This window comes from Coxiella endosymbiont of Ornithodoros maritimus (assembly GCF_907164965.1).
Lineage (GTDB): Bacteria > Pseudomonadota > Gammaproteobacteria > Coxiellales > Coxiellaceae > Coxiella.
This window is the reverse complement of the sequence record NZ_CAJRAM010000027.1, coordinates 33,760-49,487: the sequence shown is the minus strand read 5'-3', so window position 1 is coordinate 49,487 and position 15,728 is coordinate 33,760. Positions and strand designations below refer to the sequence as shown.

Here is a 15,728-nt window from a genome sequence, read left to right as displayed (position 1 = left end):
CTGAACGCTATTTATATCATGATGGAAACTCACAATCCCCGTGGCTTCGGCCGTCTCAAAGCCTTCGATTCTTTGTCTGTCGGTAGGCAGCCTACGCACGAAGATGACGGGCTTTTTTTAACTACTTGATATTCCCTCTTTACCTGGCTCCCTTAAGTTGACACGCGTAGTCAGGGATCCAGTGCACACGGGCGCGGCCCACGAAGGTGCGCCTGGACTTCTGATACCTGGAAAGGACGATGCCTATTTCACTTTGATCAGCTGGGTGGTCTTGAATGGTTAGCTTTGACCCTGGTGTAAAAAAGTCTAAATTGTTTATATACCCTTCCATATTAAACATCCCATGGGACCACGTACTTTATGGCCGCCTTCAATCGTTAAAATAAGAATCGCTAGCTACATTAGAAACATATTTTACGCGACCCCCCTTATCTGCGATGAAAAATATTTCACATGGGAATCCATTAACTTTGAAATGCTCAAAACCATTCATCTGGGCAACGGAAAACTTCTGCTGTCCAGTTAGGGGTTATTTTTCTCCTTAGAAAAAACTAGAATATTTATTACCACTGATACTCAATCTTCCGCTTGATGTACTAAGATAGACCATGAAATACCTACCGACCACCACAATCGTTACCCTTCCCATAACTGTGGTTATTACTTTTTTGCTATTTTATATAATAAAACGCAACCAATTTCCTTATGCTACATTTGGGCTGACGCTCAAAGGCTGGAAAAAATCACTCAATGAAGCGCTGTTTTTTCAGCAATTATCATAGCAATTTTAACATTGATTAAATTTATTTTAATAAAATTTAATTTTAGCAACACCCCCTATATTTTAAGCGGGATTCAGAGTGCCCTTCATCCTCAGGCTAACTCAGTTTACTGGGGAAACTTAATTGGTTATATAATTTTTACACCGATTCAGGAATGTATTGCAAGAGGCAGTTTACAGTCAAGCTTTTATCATTTTTTAACGGGGTCGATTCAAAAAAGACTATGGTATGCGATCATCGTTTCTAATTTTCTCTTTTCACTTACTCACTTACATCTGGCTTACACATTTGCGTATGCAGTTCTATTACGAGGCATTTTCTGAGAGTACCTCTACTCACGCCATAAGATCATATCATCCTTAACGTCGCCGTCTCTCACATTCTTATCAGTGTATGGACGCTCTTCATTTTAGAATTTGGGCTTCCTTAAATTTAAAAATCTCGGCCGCAAAGCACCAGAGATTTCTTTCTTTAAATAAATAACTTTGATTAATCCTAATAAAATAATTAACAACCAAGCAAACTCGATAATGACTGAAGCTGAATTCCAGGTGAAATATAAGGAAATTAAAATTAGCCCTGAGCCAAGCAAATTCATTAAAAAATATATAACTTGATTTTGATTAATTTTATTAATCCGCAATAAAAAATAAGCTAATAAAACTAAAACGACGCCAATAATCCTAATCGTATTAATTTCCAAAGCGTTATAATGCACCATACCCACATTAAATTACACTACATTCCACGTGATAACCGCTATATTTTCGGATATTAATGACGCCGTTATCCAAAATAAAGTATTGACCTTTAATGCCCAATAGGCGACCAGTTATCGAATAGGTTTTTTCAAACAACAAATTTTTAATTTTACTTGGATATTCCAATACGGGATAATTCAATTGAGTAATCGCAGCGGTTTCAATTTTACGAACATCGCCAGTCTTAAATTGAGCGATAGCGGCAGAAAGCGAAGATTCCGCTTCTTTTAACAGTGCATCTCGCGCCGCTATTAAATTAACATCGTCGGTTTCATTTCTCAACATACGCCGCCAATCTGTACGGTCAGCAATAAACGCTTTTAAAGCTACTTCTACCTGGCCAGCTTGATAACGGTTAGGCGTGCAAAAAATGGGAATGGCCTGAACCGCACCTTGATCGATCCAACGCGTTGGCATTTGAGTCTCGCGGGTAATCCCTACTTTTAACCCTGAAGAAACGGCCAAATAAATCACATGACTTTGATGACAGTGAGTGTGCGCCCAATCATCTGTCGGACAACCACCTATTTCTACCCGGCAACGCTCAGGATGAATAATACAAAGATTGCATTCTTGTAAGCGGCGTAAACAGGGAAAGCAAAAACCCTGCTGAAAACTCTTATTTGTTTTATGCCCGCACTGGATACAATGGATCAACCCCGTATGATTAAGTGAAATGGATTTCCCCAACCATTCATTCAACCATATTTCTTCCTCTGCAAAAGGCAAAAAATAATCAATCGTCGTGTTTAACGAACTTTTTAATTTTTTTAAATTCCCATTAAATTTCATAATATTTTAGACCGTTTTAGGCTCCCTCACCCCCTTCCCCGCCGGGAGAGGGGAAAATGGGGGTGGATAAATAAAATACACCCCTCCAGTGGCTTCCCCCCAATAAAATGTTCTTGAATTATCCTCTCGATAACCACTGGTGTACAGGAATGGTACCAAGTACCATCGGGATACACCATCGCAATAGGTCCTTGGCGGCAAATTCGCAGACAATTAGCTTTCGCTCGAAAAATGTATCCTTCTCCCGTTAGCTTCAACTCATCCAAACGCTGTTTTAATAATCCCATGACTCCAAACCCACATTCTTGAGACAACAATTAGGTTTCGTCTGATCACAACATAAAAAATATGATGACGAATTTTCTCCAACTTTAATACATCAAGCTTGCATTGCAATTTTTCATCGGGCAGGATATTCATGCTGTTGCCCCAATACAGTTATAACTAAAATCTAACATCCGTTGGATCGGCACTTTAGCCTTGGCCATGATTTCGGAATCTAAAACAATTTCATTACTTCCAGTAATTAAGGATTGCTCCAAGCTCTGTAAATTATTCATAGCCATCCACGGGCAATGACCGCAACTTCGGCAAGTCGCTCCATGGCCGGCTGTCGGCGCTTCAATAAAAGTTTTGTGGGGAGATAGTTGTTGCATTTTGTAAAAAATTCCTCGATCAGTCGCCACGATAAACGTATCATTCGGCAATGCTTGTGATGCTTTTAACAATTGCGTCGTTGAACCAACAACAGTCGCCTGTTCGATAACGGAAGGCGGCGATTCTGGATGAACTAAAACAGCCGTGTGAGGATATTGTTTACGTAATTCAGCTAAAACCTCCCCCTTGAATTCTTCATGCACAATGCAGGCGCCTTTCCACAAAATCATATCGGCTCCGGTTGTTTTTTGTAAATAACTGCCGAGATAGCGATCGGGTGCCCACAAAATCTTTTTTCCTTCGTCATCGAGATGCTGAATAATTTCAACTGCATTCGAAGAGGTCACCACCCACTCAGCACGCGCTTTCACCGCGGCAGAAGTATTACAATAGACAACAACTGTTCGATCAGGATTTTCATCACAAAATTGAGAGAATGTCTCAATCGGACATCCCAAATCCAACGAACAGGTAGCCTCCACCGTCGGCATGAGCACCCGTTTGTTGGGACTTAGTATTTTTGCACTTTCGCCCATAAATCGGACTCCGGCGACCATCAAAGTGGTTGCCATTTGCTCCACCCCAAATTGGGCCATGGCCAAGGAATCACCCACAAAGCCGCCGGTTTCATCGGCTAAGGCCTGGATTTCTGCAGGCATATAATAATGCGCCACCACCATCGCGTTTTCGGCTTTCAACAGATCGCTAATGCGGGCAATTGACTGCTTGAGTTCATTTGAAAGGATTGTTGACATGGTAATTTATAAACAAGCTGTTTCCGGCTTTCTCCCGTCGTTGGTCCCTTACCTTACTCCTTCGGGAGAGGTGGTTGTCCTACCCTAATTTTTATTGGCGTCGGATGTCGGATGATACGCTTTCCATCTCTCGAAACCACCGATTAAACTGTAGACCTCTTTAAAACCTTGCTTAATCAAATGTTGAGCTACCGATTGGCTGCTAATACCATGGTAACAGTACACCAAAATGGGTTTCTCTTTATCCCCCTTTTCAGAATACTCCTGCAATTTTGCCATTGAAAGATGTAAAGCGTTAGCAATATGTTCTTCTTCATGGCTGTCTTGGTCGCGCACATCGGCAATGACGATGTCGCGCTTTTTTACCAACTCCCATGCTTCAAGATGGGAAATTTGTTTATACATCACTTAACACCCTCTTGAATAAGCTCCCCGCTAGCTATTGAGGTACCTAACGTGAATGCTGAAAACACCTATTTTGACCCACAGGCTGAATAGTTACGCTCCTCGCATTATAACTTACCACTTCACACCCGCTCAATGCTTTCAGTTGCGAACAAATAATCCAGCCAAACGTCCGATAAAATCTCTTGGGTCCGGTTTTGTAATAATCGTTCGTCGATATTTTTGATATCAATTAACTCCATCGGCTGGTGCTGCCAGGAACACGCATACACGGCTTTAGTCCGCTTGCCTGTAGCCGGGTCGATTTGCCATTGCAAACATTGTGCACAAACGCCTTTCATCATGCATTGCATCGGCCCATAAACGGAGGCGATAAATTCTGTCTTCAACTTAAAGTATTCCTTCAAAAGCCCTTGCCGTGCTTTCTGAATGCCTCTTAATAAAGAGGCCGACCCGATCACATAAACTTGATCAACGGATTCCAGCGGGATAGCCGGTTTTTCTAAAGTATAATCGCGCAATACTGAGATTAATTCGCCTTGCATCGCTTTATCTTGAGGCCGATGAAGATCTACGTGCCCGTCCTTCTCACATACCCACAAAATGGAATCGCTAGCGGCTTCAAGCTCCTCTTGCCAATACAATGCCTCTGACTTTTCGATTAAAGCCACGTAGAACACGCGGTGTTCCGCTTTACGTAATGCCGGCCCTAAAGAACGCAGGTGAGCTGCTGCCATTGAGCCGCCCACGATCATAATGGTTTTGGAATTGCCCTCGGGGATTTTCGCGCAACAGCCCGTCGGCCCCATAATAGAAATCGGTTGCCCTGGTTTTAACGTGGCCACCAGCCGGGAACTTCCACCGCGTTCTAACACCATAAAGCTAATAACATCGGCTTCAGAGCTCTCATTCACGCCAATCATCGCCAACGCTTCCGTCTGTAATCGGGTATCAGCAATGAGCGGCGATAGACACTCGTAATTTTGCAAGCGGTAAAATTGGCCAGCCTGGAAATTCCGCGCCGCCATCGGTGCTCGAATGCGACACTCCACCATCTCAGAGCTATGGCGGCGCACATCGACAACTTCTGCCTGAAATAACGCGTTCATCTGCTCTCGGAAACCCTCATACTCCTTTTGGTCACCATTAAATCGATGATTAGGCTCCAATGCCTTGACAATTTTCGGGAACGCGCGTTTCGCAGAAGCGATGGCTTTAACCACACTCCCATGAAAGACAGGGTGCGTATCACCTAAAAAAGACACCCGGTGCTCTTTTTCTTCATAGCTGGTAAATGGGCCGAAATTTTCGGACTTGCAATGCTCTATTTCACCTTTGAGCGGCTCCAACTGATTGTTTGCGAACTCAAAGCGCTGATAATCAAATTCCTCCCGTAAAAATGTTTTTTTATGTTCATAAATATAAGCAATGTTGGGTTTCGCGCCCGTCGCTACAAAAATGGATCGAGCGGGCAAGGTTTGTTCTTCGTCAGTGACCATACAAATCCCTTCTTCATCCATCACTCGCCATCGGCAAACCAAGGCCGTTACCCAGCCGTGCGCGTCTATCTTTACAGCTTTGGGCTCCAGGCCTTCTGCGTAATAAATTCCTTCCTCGAGGGCCTTAATTACTTCTTCATGATTGTGTTTATAGGCAGGTGATTCTTGCATCGTGCGGCGATAAACCACCGTTACGCCGCCCCATTGGCAAAGAAGCGGAATAAAATTCACCGACCGCTCTTCTTTCTGTGCCTGGCAGCGTTCGTTTATGACTGCCTGACCATGCTGTAAAAATTCATCGAGAATAGCTAAAGAAATGCTATCAAAACGGGCCCTTACCAAACCTTCTCCAAAAAATTGCACGGCTTTTTCATAACGACGGGCAATTTTTTCGACCTGGGCGATATAATACGCCTGCACTTCCGTCGCGGTATCAATAGCCGTTAATCCACCACCGATCACGACAGCCGGTAATCGAACCTGCAAATTGGCCAAACTCGATGGCTTGGCTGCCCCGGTCAACTGGAGTGCCATCAAAAAATCATTCGCTTGTCGCATCCCAGGCGCTAAGCTATTCGGGATTTGCAACTCACGGGGAAGTCCTGCCCCCACAGCAAGGGCGAGGTGGTCAAACCCCAAACGCCAAGCATCTTCCACCAACAAAGTCCCACCAAAACGAATGCTCCCAAATACTTGAAAATGTGGTCGGCGAAGCAAGCTAAGGTAAATCAGTTTTAAGAAATTTTTATCCCACCGAACCGTGATTCCATACTCCGCCACGCCCCCAAACCCTACCATGACCCGATTATCTAAGCGCTCTCTTAATTCCTCGTAGCTGCGAAGGGGTTGGAGAAGTAACTCGCGCGATAAAGGCTCGATTTTCAACCCATCAGCCCCCACTACCGCAAAGCCTTCCATCAGAAGATAATGAGCCAAAGTGAAACCCGCTGGCCCCATCCCCATAATTAATACTTTTTTGCCGTTATAGGGCTTCGGGACATATTGTTCTTGGCGTAAGGGATTCCAACGCGTCAATAAATCGTAAATTTCTACTCCCCACGGAAGGTCAAGCACGTCGGTTAAAATGCGTGTTTCCACTTGGGGAATATTAACGGGCTCCTGTTTCTGGTAAATGCACGCTTTCATGCAGTCATTACAAATGCGATGACCAGTCGCGGGACACAATGGATTGTCGATCATCACCACGGCTAAGGCAGCAATTCCAAAACCCTTCTTTTTTAAAATGTGCATTTCTGAGATTTTTTCATCCAGCGGGCATCCTGTAAGCGTTTCGCCGAGTGGATTAATTTTCAACCCTTGGCTGGGGTCACTTTTCTTTACAGGGAACCCTTTGGAACAAAAATCGCCCTCTGTTTTGTGACAATAAATGCAATAATGCACATGAGCCAGAGCCTCTCGCCGATCCATTCGCGGGTCGGTCAACCCAAACCCATCACGATGACGTCGCGATTCACGGGGCCCCTCCATTCGCCCAAAAGGATCCTCGGGCACAGGATGAGTTTCCAGCAAATTTTCGTAGTTTAAATGTTTATGCAACCGAAAACTCACCCAGTTTTTTACAGCCGCCTGCCCAGCGCGCTGACTCATCGCTGCAACGCACCAGGAGGTCAACCTTTCGATTGGTTCTGCATTGGCTTTAGGATCTTGCAATAATTGTTGCCCCCAAGTAGCAATCGCCAATTCCCGATCTTTAGTTTCTAAACCATTCTCCACCAGTTGTTCAGTTACCCAGTGGTTCAAAGAAGCAAAATTGTCTACTTCTCCTGCCTTCTTTAAAGCCCGCCGGGCTTCGCGAAGCACATAGAATTTTTTGAAAGCAAAAATAGGGCTTTCTTTCAAAGTTGCTGTCTGCAATTGCTTTACCGCTTCTTTAATAGAAAAAAGATCAGCAAGAAAAGCCTCTACATGCGGACCGCATTCGATCAACAATTCGCTTAGTTCTTGAGATGATAAAGGGTCTCTTTTACGATAACGAAGTAATCGCGCATGTAATACGGCGTTTGCCGCTTTCAAAAACTCCAAGAAGGTAGAATCGAGCTTACTTAAGCCATCCACCGTGAATAGCTCGCTAAAGCTGAAACCTTTAAAGGAAAGTGAAGAACTAGTCATGGCGTTCATTTCGCTTTAGAATGTAAAATCTCATGCATTAATTGTAGCAGAGGCTCTTCTATGTTTATAAAGAAAAAAAATGCTCAGAAATTCCCTGCCGCCTACATCAGCGAAATAGACAAACGTCTGGCGGAATTCGATCGCAGCCACGCCTGGTCTACGAGGCAAATGGCTGAAATTAAAAAATATCAGCGTATTTTTCAACTGCGCAGTCAGCCCTTGCAACCTGCAAAGAAACCCTCAATTTGGGATTTTGGAGAATAACATCACCCCCACTTTGCGGGGGTGATGTTTAAAACTAAATTACAATAAAGGAGAAGCGGCGCTGCGCGTCTTCAAGCTTTCTTCCTGAGAGGCTCCGTTTTCACATCAGGGTTTCTAAAGCGCAACACCTACACTACTAAGAAGCCTAAACACTACCACACTTCCAATCCGAGCCCTATTAATATTTCTCTGAGCCCTCCAATGAAGTCCCCAACTAAACTTCCCAAGCCAGCCCCGGTACCAGTTTCTACTACAACAATCGCTACATAGCAAATACATCGGCCCGTCAGATATTTATCTGCATATCTACCGAAATAGCTGCTCTAGCTTGCGCCAGAGTTAGTTGAGCGGCGTTGTTCTCCCATTTTTGCTCTTTTTATCCCCCAAGCATGGGAGGGATTAGGACTGTCCATTTCAATTTTGGCTTCGTCATTCCTGCACGGGGATGACGGGCTTTAGTTTCAAAACTTGAGACAACCCGGCAAAGGGGATTAGTTGTTTCAAGAAATTATTGAATAATCCCTTACTACTACAAAAGTTCCTGCAATTTCCCCGTTTCGAATAATTCTCCCACAATATCACAACCCCCAATAAACTCGCCCTTAATATAAAGCTGAGGAATTGTGGGCCAATTTGAAAATTCTTTAATACCTTGACGAAGTTCGGGTGATTCCAGAATGTTGAAGCTCGTAAAATCGATTTTACATTGGCGTAAAATTTGCACGACACGTCCCGAAAAACTACATTGGGGGAAATCAGGTGTTCCTTTCATATACAACACCACCTGGCTGCTCGTGACTTGCTGTTGAATTTCTTCGTGTACTCTCATTGTTAACCTCTCTCATATTCATCAGGGGTATAAGTTTTCAAGGAAAGGGCATGGATATCCGATTGCATATGACTACCCAAAGCATTGTAAACCAGTCTATGTCGCGTAAGTGCTGTTTGTCCTTCAAAGGTAGGGCACAACACGACTGCCTCAAAATGGTGACCGTCTCCTTCAGCGGAAATCACACGACTTTCCGATAAGCCCGTTTCGATCCATTGTTTGATATCACGAGTTGTAACCATATAAAATAAACCCCTATTATCAACGCTCCAGGAAATTAATTTATCTATAGCTGAGTTGGAGGCTATTATAACATGACCTTTGTGGTAATCGATAATTGTATCCGCTGTAAATACACTGATTGCGTAGAAGTTTGTCCTGTGGATTGTTTCCGTGAAGGACCCAATATGCTTGTGATCGATCCTGATGAATGTATCGATTGTAACCTCTGTGTTCCTGAATGTCCGGTGGATGCGATCTTTGCGGAAGATGACCTTCCCGAAGAAAAGCATGCCTTTCTTGAAATGAACGCCGACCTAGCAAAACGATGGCCTCTCATCACTGCCAAAAAAGAAGCCCCTCCTGATGCGGACGACTGGACGGAGATTCCCGATAAACTTCAATATTTAGAAAAAGAATGGCACTAAGTAAAAGCGCGTTAATCGAACGTTAGCTTGTTGGCAATCTTTTAAAAATTGTTCACTTTGCAAATAATCGTATTCCCGTCGTCGGGCATCTGCAATGGCATCTTTGTTGGAGTCGTCCACCCACCCGGGGTGACACATAATAATGCCTCGCTGATCAATCCAATTTAGAAAACGTCGAAAATACCCTGCATAATCAATTTTATTTGAAAAATCGTAAATACCGCTAAAAGCAAGGTTATGAGGAATTCGATCGCACCGTAACATTTTCTTAAGCCGCTTTGCACCCGTTATCGTAATCAGTAACGGTTTCAATACAAAAGGGTGAAACCAACCATTGCTGGCAACGCGGATGTAAGGTTTTTTTCTTTGCAACCGTCACCGATAAACTTGCAATAAAATATCCCGTATAATCAGCAAATGGTGAACGTGTTGATGGCCGTCGATAAAATCAGGTAATTGCATAATCGACTGTTCAAATTGATCGAGTTGCGCGTTTAACTTGGCCGCCAACCATTGTCGATCTATTCGACGTAGATGAGATTGAACCAACCAATAATTCAGATTAGGAAATTGACTTCTATCCGTTAATGAGTATCCTTCCGTTAAATTAAAGTGCAGCCCGATGTCGCATTGCAACTGAAAAGGGTTAAGCAAAGAGGTATACTCTTTCCAGAGGGCATGTTGACGATGCAACTCACTGCGGATAAACGTTGGTTGTCCAGAAGTTTAAGAATCGCCTGGCAAACCGGTGCTGTATAACCATAATCATTGGCACAAAGCGTAATTGATTTCAAACAAGCGCTTCATACGGGTTACTGAAAGGTTATGTTATCACAGCTAATTCAAACCTATGAAAAACACTGTCCCTGCAGCTTTTGATTCTCTAGAGCAAACTTCGTGTTGGTTTTGGGCGTTTTGCCTTTTCCACATGGCATTATTCACACTTCTTCCCGCTTTTATTCGGTCTCAATTGTCCATGGACAGTGTAGAAGGAATCGCCTGGAAAAATCAGTGGCAATGGGGATATAGTAAACACCCATTCTTAGCCCCATGGTTGACCGCATTATTCACTAAAATTTTTCATGCGGTGGGTTAGCCTGTTTATTTCGTCAGCCAGCTTATGGTCGTTACCTGTTTTATTGCTATTTGGCGACTCGCCCGTTTTATACTAGCACCCACACAGGCGCTGGTCAGCGTCCTCCTTCTAGACGGTGTTTATATTTATAATACGGGCGCTTTTGAATTTAATCCAAATATCGTCATGTTAGCTACGTGGGCACCAACCATTTTATTTTTTACCGAACACTGACAAAAGACCAATGGTCAGCGTGGATATGGACTGGCGTGATGGCTGGGCTGGCCATGGATACTAAATACGAATCGATTCTGCTCTATGCGTCATTGTTTTTATTTTTATTAATCAACCCTATTGGGCGGCAAACGTTAGTCACTTCAAAACCTTATTTAAGCTTCGTTATTGCTCTTGTTATTTTTATCCCTAATCTAATATGGTTAATTCAATATCATTTTGTACCCCTGAATTATGTGAGTGATGAATTAACTTCACAAGCGCCTTTTTGAAGCCGGCATTTTTACTATGCCTTCCGTTTTTTATATGAAAATATAAGTTTATTAATATCTTTTTTAGCGTTAGCTACTCCTCTTTATTTTTGTCAGCGCGATAAAAAACAAAAATTGAGTTTATTGGACCGACAATTTTTGTGGATAGTAGGGGTAGGTCCTTTTGCTTTAACGCTATTATTTTCAACAATCGGAGGCTTTTATTTAATCAGTCGGTGGGGTTACTTTTTTTTTCATTAAGTGGTCTTTTATTAATCGCGCTAATCAAACCCATAATCGACAAAGGACGATTACTTCACTTTTTAAGCTTATATCTCATTTTAATCTCTTTTATTCCCATTGGTTATACTATATATATGGAAAAGCTAACGACCACTTATAGCAATTTATTTCCCGGCCCGACTTTTGCTCAACGCCTTGAAAAAATTTGGCGGGAACATTGTCCCCATCAGCCCTTAGTATATGTTGCCGGTTCACGCGTCCCTCTTTATTACTTATCCAGTTACGCTCATCCCCAAGCTATCGCATATTTCGACTGGAATAAGCGGCAAAGCCCTTGGATCGATGAAACAAGCCTTAAAAAGAAAGGCAGTTTATTTATTTACTCGGGAGATCATTTTCCTCCGTCTATTTTTAAACGGTATCCCAATCTAATTTTACTACCGACGCAATAGTTTTTTCCGAATTATTCCAGAAAAAATAAAACTGCTTATTTAATTAGCGTTGCACTTCTACCGTCGGTGAAATATGATAAACACTAATGCTCAAATCAATTGTTTATCTCAAAAGAAATTATTTATTTCTTGTATTGTTCCCTTATACAATGAACAGGGAAATGTATTGCATTTTTTCCCAGCACTTCGTAACGAAATCGCTTAACATGCTGATCAATTCGAGATTATCGCTATTGATGATGGTAGCACGGATCAAACGCGAACTACTTTGAGCCAACTTTATTAGACGATCCCTGAACTCAAAACAATCTTTCTCTCGCGGCGTTTCGGCAAAGAAAAAGCAATCAGTGCGGGAATCGATTACGTAAACGGTGATGTTACGTTGATTATCGACGGCGACTTTCAACACACCTTTTCAACCATAAAGGAATTTCTACGTCGTTGGGCTGAAGGTTACGACATGGTTTACGGTATTCGCCATGATCGTAAGCAAGAAGGATGGTTTAAAAAAACTTGTATCGGTTTATTTTACAAATTTACCCAATTTTTTACAGAAGTTCCCATCCCTAAAGACGCAGGTGATTTTCGTTTACTGGATAAAAGGGTGGTTGAAGCGCTAACGGGCTTGTCCTGAAAATAATCACTTTATGAAAGGCCTGTACGCCTGGGTAGGATTCGACTCCGTTGGTGTTGAATTTGAAGTACAGGCTCGTCAAGCCGATAAAACATCGTGGAGTTTTAAAACGTTTATTTAGTCTCGCTTTACACGGCATCTTTTCATTTTCGGATGTGCCCTTACGTTTCTGGAGCCTTTTAGGTTTTACTATTTCCAGTATCCCCTTTATTTATGCCTTATGGATTATTTTAAACACATTATTGCTTGGCGTTGATTTGCCCAGTTTTACAACCATTGTCGTTGCAATTGTATTTTTTGGTGGTATCCAGCTTTTATCGATCGGTATTTTAGGCGAGTACATCGGCCAAATTTTCACCGAAGTCAAACAGCGGCCCCGTTATTTAGTCGCAAAGAAACACAGATTCGATGATTAGACCCGCATTCATCATGTTATTTTCTGATTCCTCAGATGCAAATCATTTACCAATAACACGGTAAAATTAATTAAAAGTGGGGCAAAAATACACAATACAATCGTATCAAAAACAAAACTTAAATAATGCTGGGCAAGCCATTTTCCATGTAAAGTAGCGGGTGAAACAAAAAGAAATATGAAAATGTGAGAAGCATATAATGCAAACATCCGCAGCCAATTTTGATAGCCAACCCACTGAGCGCTCTGATAAAAAACTTGCCATACACTGAGCATTTTCGTCACTAACAAAGTCCACACTGGGAAAAACAAAACCAAAAAAATCGTTATCGGCAATCCAGCAAACACCAATAATACTAAGGCTTGCATTAACGGATCATCGACAAAAAATCTGGCAGCTAAACTACTTAATAGATAGCCAATAAAAATAGCGAACAAACACCGATAATTAAAATAAAAAATCCCACATAAATTAACGACAATTTAGAATAAACAACACGAAAGGCCAATTTTAAACGAGCAGGTCCAGCAAAATGGAATGCGCCCTATACAGGCCACCGACCATAAATACGTGATTAACAGCACTATAATAAAAAGCACAACTAAACGGACCCAACCCTCGGTGGAAACACCTCATAAATAAATAGGAGCATTTTTAACTATTGCGATTAATGAAATTAACGGAAAATAGCTTTAAAAAAGCGACCATAATATTTAAGCGATCTGCTAATTAAATAAGAAAGCGCTTGAGGCTTATTGGGATAGAAACTCATGCGGACCATCCTTCGCTAGGCAAAAATCGTTCACCGTATTTTTTGTTAAGCGTTTTAAAGTTTTCACGACATCGGCCTCTCCACGACTCTTGGGATACTGCATCGGTCCACCCCGAAACGGTTCAAACCCCATGCCAAATACGATCCCTGAATCGGCCAAATCTTCCTTACCGATCACTTTCTCATCAAAACATTTTTTGACTTCATTAACGAGTTCTAATATTAATCGGTCGGTTAAATCAGGATTCTTGATTCGGCTGTATACTTTGATTCGATACGTTTTGCATTTTAATAATGATAAAACCCTTGACCCACTTTAGCGCCTAGATGGCCTTTTTTAACCAAGGTTTTTAATTGTTCTGAAACTTCGGGATTCTTGTAAAAATTTTTCAGATGTTGAGAACAGATAAGCATATATCTAACCCAATCCGATCGGCTAGCTCGATTGGCCCGATTGGCATCCCAAAATCAGTTGCCGCTTTATCAATTTGTTTCATGGAAAACCCATCGTCTAAACAACGGTTCGCTTCTAATAAACAAGCCATTAATGCCCGATTGACTAAAAATCCTGGATTGCTGTTCACCGCCAACGGCAATTTAGCCACGGGATCGAAAAAATGAATAGCCACTAAACGCTCAGGGTTTTGTAACACCGAACTTAATTCATCTAAAGAAAGACTGGACGTGTTAGTCGCTAAAATAGCCTCGGGTTTTAATTGCGGTTCGATAACACTTAAACCCTCCTGTTTTACTTTTATATCCTCAAAAACAGCTTCAATAATTAAATCCGCTTTTTTAACGCCAGCTCCTTCCACATCCGGCTCCAATCGATCCATCGCTGCCTGAATTAAGGGGGGGTTTTTAATTTTTTTTCATAAAGAGCATGCGCCCACTTTATTAGCGTAGTAATTTTTTTGGCAAGTGACTTCAAGCGTTCTCTTAAAAAAGCAGCCGCACCATATTGCGACTGCTCTTAGTCATTATTAATTGCACGATCGACTGGGCTTCTGTGAAGCAGGCTTCTTTACCAACTCCCTCTTTGATCCAATTATGGACTATAGCGTACGGGGGTGGAAATATGCGTTTTTTCCACTTTTTCAGAGAGTTTTTTTATAAAATAACCACCCTAGCCACGGGCGAATATAACTTAATATTAGTGTATTTTCCCCATCCTTTCAGTTTATGGAGATGGGGTTTTTACAAAGCGAAATAACAAGCGTTATTTTCTAGATTGCAAAGTGGTACTCGGCGTCAATCATCCTGAGCTTAGCGGCTTTTCTCGCCGTAACTGCTTCACCTGACAGCATAATTTCCATCGCTGTCGGCGCGCCGATTAATTTAGGCAATCGAATGGTACCACCCCACCCTGGATGAATACCCAATTTCACTTCTTGTAATCCAATCAGTGTGGATTCATCATCTTCCGCCACTCGATAACGACAGGCAAGCGCCACTTCCAAACCGCCGCCTAAACAAAATCCGCTAATCATCGCTACAGTTGGCATGGGCAGCGCTTCGAGTTTATCAAGGATGAGCTGCGCTTGGCAGATTAAATCAAAGGACTCATTTTTGTTTTTTTTAATCGGCAAATTGTTTGATCTCTGCACCGGCGATGAATCCTTTTTTCTTTCCTGATTGAAGGATAACGGCTATGGGATTTTGAGCAGCAATTTCATCGAGCATTTTATTAAATTCAGTAAAAACTTCCCGATTCATTGAATTTACCGATGCATCTTCACGGTCGAGGGTTAGCCAAAGAATACCATCTTTATTGGTTTTCATTTTCCAGTGTTTGTAAATTTGTAATTCCCGCATTTTTACTTCCTCGCTGCCATTTCAATTTTAAGCTTCGTCATTCCCGCCTGCGCGGGAATGACGAAGCTTAAAGTTTTTTAATCTTTACCACCTGCTTCTCTCTCCAATAACATCGCCCCCCTTGGCCACCGCCGATGCAAAGCGCAGCGATCCCGCGCTTTGCTTTTTTGCGTTATCTAATTGGCCAACGGCTTTTTCCAGTCCTAAATATTTTTTACAAAATTCCTTGCTAGCCCATGCTTTTTGACAAGCTAAAATCGTGGCCGCAAAAACCGGGCCGAGTCCCCATCAGCTCCGGCGCTAAAGCGGGGCCCA

11 protein-coding genes and 8 pseudogenes are annotated in these 15,728 nt (G+C 42.3%); 6 read left to right on the top strand and 13 right to left on the bottom strand.

Annotated elements, in window-relative coordinates:
* Positions 1-246: 246 nt before the first annotated feature.
* Together OWO34_RS02910 and OWO34_RS09720 are read left to right on the top strand one after the other, a co-directional pair.
* A pseudogene (locus OWO34_RS02910) lies at positions 247-523 on the top strand (MBL fold metallo-hydrolase); the annotation flags it as partial.
* A gap of 270 nt (positions 524-793) precedes the next feature.
* Positions 794-1,105, top strand: a complete 312-nt coding sequence (locus OWO34_RS09720; protein ID WP_407647515.1) for a CPBP family glutamic-type intramembrane protease — start codon at positions 794-796, stop codon at positions 1,103-1,105.
* A gap of 86 nt (positions 1,106-1,191) precedes the next feature.
* On the opposite strand, the gene OWO34_RS02905 is transcribed toward OWO34_RS09720, so the two are convergent.
* The 6 genes and pseudogenes from OWO34_RS02905 to OWO34_RS02880 all read right to left on the bottom strand — a co-directional run bounded on the left by OWO34_RS02905 (position 1,192) and on the right by OWO34_RS02880 (position 7,790).
* Positions 1,192-1,509 carry a CBU_0592 family membrane protein gene (locus OWO34_RS02905; RefSeq protein WP_267256501.1) on the bottom strand — a complete coding sequence of 106 codons (318 nt, stop codon included), beginning with the start codon at positions 1,507-1,509 and terminating at the stop codon, positions 1,192-1,194.
* Between the two features lies 1 nt (position 1,510).
* Positions 1,511-2,335: a DUF2797 domain-containing protein gene (locus tag OWO34_RS02900; protein WP_267256500.1), complete on the bottom strand. Its 825-nt coding sequence runs from the start codon at positions 2,333-2,335 to the stop codon at positions 1,511-1,513.
* Between the two features lie 6 nt (positions 2,336-2,341).
* Positions 2,342-2,755, bottom strand: a pseudogene (locus OWO34_RS02895) ((2Fe-2S) ferredoxin domain-containing protein).
* A complete protein-coding gene (nadA, locus tag OWO34_RS02890; protein WP_267256499.1) occupies positions 2,752-3,747 on the bottom strand; it encodes a quinolinate synthase NadA in 996 nt (331 codons plus the stop codon). Before nadA ends, OWO34_RS02895 begins: the two are co-directional and overlap by 4 nt.
* A gap of 84 nt (positions 3,748-3,831) precedes the next feature.
* Positions 3,832-4,155 (bottom strand): thiosulfate sulfurtransferase GlpE, encoded by a 324-nt coding sequence (glpE, locus tag OWO34_RS02885; RefSeq protein ID WP_267256498.1) that lies wholly within the window; start codon positions 4,153-4,155, stop codon positions 3,832-3,834.
* Between the two features lie 119 nt (positions 4,156-4,274).
* Positions 4,275-7,790, bottom strand: coding sequence for an FAD-dependent oxidoreductase (locus tag OWO34_RS02880; protein WP_267256497.1), 3,516 nt, complete (start codon positions 7,788-7,790; stop codon positions 4,275-4,277).
* A 51-nt stretch (positions 7,791-7,841) separates the two neighbouring features.
* Between OWO34_RS02880 and OWO34_RS02875 the strand changes: the two genes are divergently transcribed.
* A complete protein-coding gene (locus OWO34_RS02875; protein WP_267256496.1) occupies positions 7,842-8,045 on the top strand; it encodes a CBU_0585 family protein in 204 nt (67 codons plus the stop codon).
* A 39-nt stretch (positions 8,046-8,084) separates the two neighbouring features.
* On the opposite strand, the pseudogene OWO34_RS02870 reads toward OWO34_RS02875, so the two are convergent.
* The 3 genes and pseudogenes from OWO34_RS02870 to OWO34_RS02860 form a co-directional block, all read right to left on the bottom strand.
* A pseudogene (locus OWO34_RS02870) lies at positions 8,085-8,365 on the bottom strand (hypothetical protein); the annotation flags it as partial.
* Positions 8,366-8,574: 209 nt separating this feature from the next.
* On the bottom strand, positions 8,575-8,874 hold the full coding sequence (gene grxD / locus OWO34_RS02865) for a Grx4 family monothiol glutaredoxin (protein WP_267256495.1): 300 nt from the start codon (positions 8,872-8,874) through the stop codon (positions 8,575-8,577).
* Between the two features lie 2 nt (positions 8,875-8,876).
* On the bottom strand, positions 8,877-9,116 hold the full coding sequence (locus tag OWO34_RS02860; protein WP_267256494.1) for a BolA family protein: 240 nt from the start codon (positions 9,114-9,116) through the stop codon (positions 8,877-8,879).
* Positions 9,117-9,188: 72 nt separating this feature from the next.
* Here OWO34_RS02860 and fdxA point away from each other — a divergent pair, with 72 nt between their 5' ends.
* A complete protein-coding gene (gene fdxA / locus OWO34_RS02855) occupies positions 9,189-9,521 on the top strand; it encodes a ferredoxin FdxA (protein WP_267256493.1) in 333 nt (110 codons plus the stop codon).
* Here the strand turns inward: fdxA and OWO34_RS09500 are convergent.
* Both OWO34_RS09500 and OWO34_RS02840 read right to left on the bottom strand, forming a co-directional pair.
* A pseudogene (locus OWO34_RS09500) lies at positions 9,501-10,157 on the bottom strand (ChbG/HpnK family deacetylase). The gene fdxA and the pseudogene OWO34_RS09500 sit on opposite strands and share 21 nt — an antisense overlap.
* Positions 10,124-10,315 (bottom strand): ChbG/HpnK family deacetylase, encoded by a 192-nt coding sequence (locus OWO34_RS02840; RefSeq protein WP_267256490.1) that lies wholly within the window; start codon positions 10,313-10,315, stop codon positions 10,124-10,126. Before OWO34_RS02840 ends, OWO34_RS09500 begins: the two are co-directional and overlap by 34 nt.
* Positions 10,316-10,371: 56 nt before the next feature.
* Here OWO34_RS02840 and OWO34_RS02835 point away from each other — a divergent pair.
* Both OWO34_RS02835 and OWO34_RS02830 read left to right on the top strand, forming a co-directional pair.
* A pseudogene (locus OWO34_RS02835) lies at positions 10,372-11,863 on the top strand (glycosyltransferase family 39 protein).
* Positions 11,850-12,826: pseudogene (locus OWO34_RS02830) on the top strand (glycosyltransferase family 2 protein). Before OWO34_RS02835 ends, OWO34_RS02830 begins: the two co-directional pseudogenes overlap by 14 nt.
* Before the next feature lie 11 nt (positions 12,827-12,837).
* Here the strand turns inward: OWO34_RS02830 and OWO34_RS02825 are convergent.
* Both OWO34_RS02825 and OWO34_RS02820 read right to left on the bottom strand, forming a co-directional pair.
* Positions 12,838-13,607: pseudogene (locus OWO34_RS02825) on the bottom strand (hypothetical protein).
* A pseudogene (locus tag OWO34_RS02820) lies at positions 13,595-15,438 on the bottom strand (enoyl-CoA hydratase-related protein). Before OWO34_RS02820 ends, OWO34_RS02825 begins: the two co-directional pseudogenes overlap by 13 nt.
* Positions 15,439-15,728: the final 290 nt, after the last annotated feature.

Bases quoted from the DNA above. Each gene is read 5' to 3' on its own strand.
- OWO34_RS02900 (WP_267256500.1), bottom strand. From the start codon at position 2,335: ATGAAATTTAATGGGAATTTAAAAAAATTAAAAAGTTCGTTAAACACG.
- nadA (WP_267256499.1), bottom strand. From the start codon at position 3,747: ATGTCAACAATCCTTTCAAATGAACTCAAGCAGTCAATTGCCCGCATT.
- OWO34_RS02880 (WP_267256497.1), bottom strand. From the start codon at position 7,790: ATGAACGCCATGACTAGTTCTTCACTTTCCTTTAAAGGTTTCAGCTTT.
- OWO34_RS02875 (WP_267256496.1), top strand. From the start codon at position 7,842: ATGTTTATAAAGAAAAAAAATGCTCAGAAATTCCCTGCCGCCTACATC.
- grxD (WP_267256495.1), bottom strand. From the start codon at position 8,874: ATGAGAGTACACGAAGAAATTCAACAGCAAGTCACGAGCAGCCAGGTG.
- OWO34_RS02860 (WP_267256494.1), bottom strand. From the start codon at position 9,116: ATGGTTACAACTCGTGATATCAAACAATGGATCGAAACGGGCTTATCG.
- fdxA (WP_267256493.1), top strand. From the start codon at position 9,189: ATGACCTTTGTGGTAATCGATAATTGTATCCGCTGTAAATACACTGAT.